At 36.1% G+C, this 3,153-nt stretch carries 1 protein-coding gene and 1 pseudogene; both read right to left on the bottom strand.

The features are described from left to right. Positions 1-899, bottom strand: a pseudogene (locus ACFIO3_RS10610) (hypothetical protein); the annotation flags it as partial. Between the two features lie 1,178 nt (positions 900-2,077). Beyond that, the coding region (locus tag ACFIO3_RS10605; protein WP_375704436.1) for a YadA-like family protein at positions 2,078-3,153 on the bottom strand (1,076 nt) is incomplete at its 5' end.

The following is a 3,153-nucleotide window of genomic DNA, read 5'->3' as shown; positions in this document are numbered from 1 at the left end:
ATTAAAGAATCACTTTTTTCACCAGCAATTTCTTTTGTAATCTCATTCTTAATATTCGTAATGGAATCACCAACACCGGCAAAGGCAGATGCGACACTGTCATAAGTCGAGTCAGAAACACTGCCATCAGATGCAAATTTTTTAACCGTGAATTTAGGTGCTGTCCATGCGCCATTTTCATACTCAGCATTACCGCCCAAAGATTTTGCAACACTGCTCCCTAGGATATAAAGCTGGGAACCATTTACAGCATCGGTTGAGCCTCCTGAGATCCTACCAGGAGAAACATCCAAAAGAGTCCGAGATTTACCTTCACTATTCTTAATAGTTAACTTCGTTAATGGTGAGCTAGCAGCAATACTTACCGCCCTGTCTTCATCCGCTCGGCTTAGTGATGGGAGTGAACTCCTCATAAAAGGAAGGTTGCCTCTGTCTATATTCTCATGCTGATCATACCCTTGAGATAGATTATTTTGTTTCTTCTCAATGACAGGAGACTCTTTTATTTCAATAATCTGATGATTCAAACTTGTGAAATCATTCTTAGCGCCAGAAAATGCTTCCACTACATTCTCATAACCTTCACTGCCCAAAAATGCAGTATCAAAAGCATTTTTAGTTTGAAAGTTAATATTATATTTTAAGTTTTTGAAGTTTTCTTCACCCCCCATACCTGCAGAGCCACTCTCTTTGTATAATTTACTGCCAACGATATAGGCTGGCGGAATACCTTTAAGCACATTTGTAGCACCACTAAAATCGTTTGATACGTCATTTACAATATGAGCAGTAGCAAAAACAGGAAAAAGGGTTGATAAAAAAACAATCACTGAAGCCACTGAAAGTGCTTTAATAAAAGGTAATTGATAAAACAAGCAAGAATTTTTAAAACCATTCACCACTGGCGCCTTTGATGTGGTACATAATTTTTTCATAATAAATTCTCCAAGTAAGAAAAATATATCAAGAACATTAAAAAGACATATTTCAGCACTAAAGGTAATTTGAGGATTTGTTTTTCGTCTGTTCTTTATAAAGCTTAGGTTTTTCGCAAAGATTGAAAGGAGCAGATTAGAACTCCGATGAGATTACGATTAACGTTGATTAATAGTTTGGTTAGTGAGGTTTTGGTTTATTCTGCCTTTAAGCAAGTTGTTTGTTTGTAGTAATTTCTGAATTTGCGGGTAAGAATAGAGAATGAAAGGGACATATTTGTACGCTACTGTTAGATGTGTGATTTATAGTTATTTGAAATAAAAGAGTTCGTTTTGTATGCTTAATGGACAGTGAATATTTATGAGGGAAAGGTTTAGGTCATTTAGACCCCGTGATAAGTTCAGGTAAAACTTTTATAGGATTATTGTGGTTTTATCACAAGAACAAGTGATTTGTTTCTTGATTTCTCGAGTCATTTTCCTTGAAAGCTTTTAGAGCAAAATGACGATAATCGTGTGATTCTTTCATAACTTTCCGCACCTCCCTTTGCGAGAATTTTTTTGTTCTGTTTGTTCCAGAATGAGTCTTATAGAATTTTAAACAAAATAGCAAGGAGAAAAATGAATTTAATTATTTTTACAGAATGAGTCTTTCTGATTTATGTAACGTAAAATTCTCTATAATAAAAATTCATAACTTTTACGCGTTATAGACTTATGTAGAGGTTCTGTTTTACAGTCAGTTTGAGGTATCTCCGTTTTGTCCAAAATGAGTCTTAGTTTCATTGCCACTGCTGTGTACAGAGAAATAATTAAAATAGTAAAAAGTGAGATTTTTTTGTTTCTTTAAGCATATCCCCCCAATGGATATTTTCTATTAATGAAATTATAAAACGTACAGTTTTAAAATACTGTGCAATTATGCACTCTATCAATTTATATGATAATATTACTCTGCATTTGTAAAATTTTTATTAAAGCGCTTCATTTTTTACTCAATTCAATCTCACTAAAATTATTCCTATAGAATATATTGTGATGAGACTTTATAAGTATATTACTCTGATAATATAAATTCGCCCTTGTCTGATAAGACAAGGGCGAAACTTCGCTTAAATTGTAGTTTTTCGCATTATCTGCTGTTATTTTAATTTTAGAGTTATTCCGCCACCTACTCCCCACTGACCACCAGCACTGGTTGCTGATAGATTAGAACGAATCTTACCATCTTCAGATGTATAACCTGCACCAATCGCAAAGGCAGATTGTCCACGCCAAAAACCGCCACCAAATGAAACACTCACAGATCCTGGATCATCGAAGTAACGTAAGTTAGACACTGCCAAACCAATCGCTGCTGCTTGCCTAGCCTCTTTGCGCACATTCGTAATATCATAACTTAGTGCGTCAAACTTCATATCGGTATAGGATTTCGCCTCGTTAACACCTTTACTGACTTGATCAGCCGTATATTTGTTCGCACTTTCAAGAGTAATCCTCATCTGCTCCTCGGTATGCTTGTATAACTGACCACCATTCACTGCGTCCTTAGAGTCTTTTTTAATTTCTCCATCTTTAACATTAGTAATCAAAACAGGCTCACTGTCATCGACACCTTTTAGAGTGATGCTATTGGTTTTCTTTCCGCTATCATCAGTATCATAGCTAACCGCAACATCCACCTTTTTTTCAATGTTTGTTACCCTGTTTGTAACGCTGTTTACCTTGTTTTCAACTTCTGTTACCCTGTTACTCATCTGTGAAAACTGATTGTCAGTCACCTCATAAGTTGACTTTTCTAAAATTTCACTAGGAGCAACAGTTACCACGGTTGAATTATCCTCCTCATCCATAGAATTTTCCGCCTCATCTATGATAAGAGGTAAGCTTCTTAGAAGACGTGCGCTTCTCATAAAAGGAAAGCCAGCTGTAATATTCTGCCTATCACCACTCCTCGGTGGAACCTCTGTTTCACCAACACCAAGGCCATTATTTATCTTAACAATACCAAGATTCAAAGTTGTTAAAGCATTATTCACACCAGCAAATGCATCTGCAACGTTCTTATAGCTTTTCTGAGTCTCATTACCATCCTTATCAAAGACCTTAACTGTAAAAGTAGGATCATTCCACGTTGCAGAGTCATCATATCCAGCACCACCGCCGAAATAACTCGCAAATGCCTGAGCCATAAAATAAAGCTGGCCACCATTTACTG

This window comes from Bartonella sp. AD328YNZD (assembly GCF_042196425.1).
Note: the sequence above shows the minus strand (reverse complement) of the source record. Positions and strands in the feature narration are given on the sequence as shown.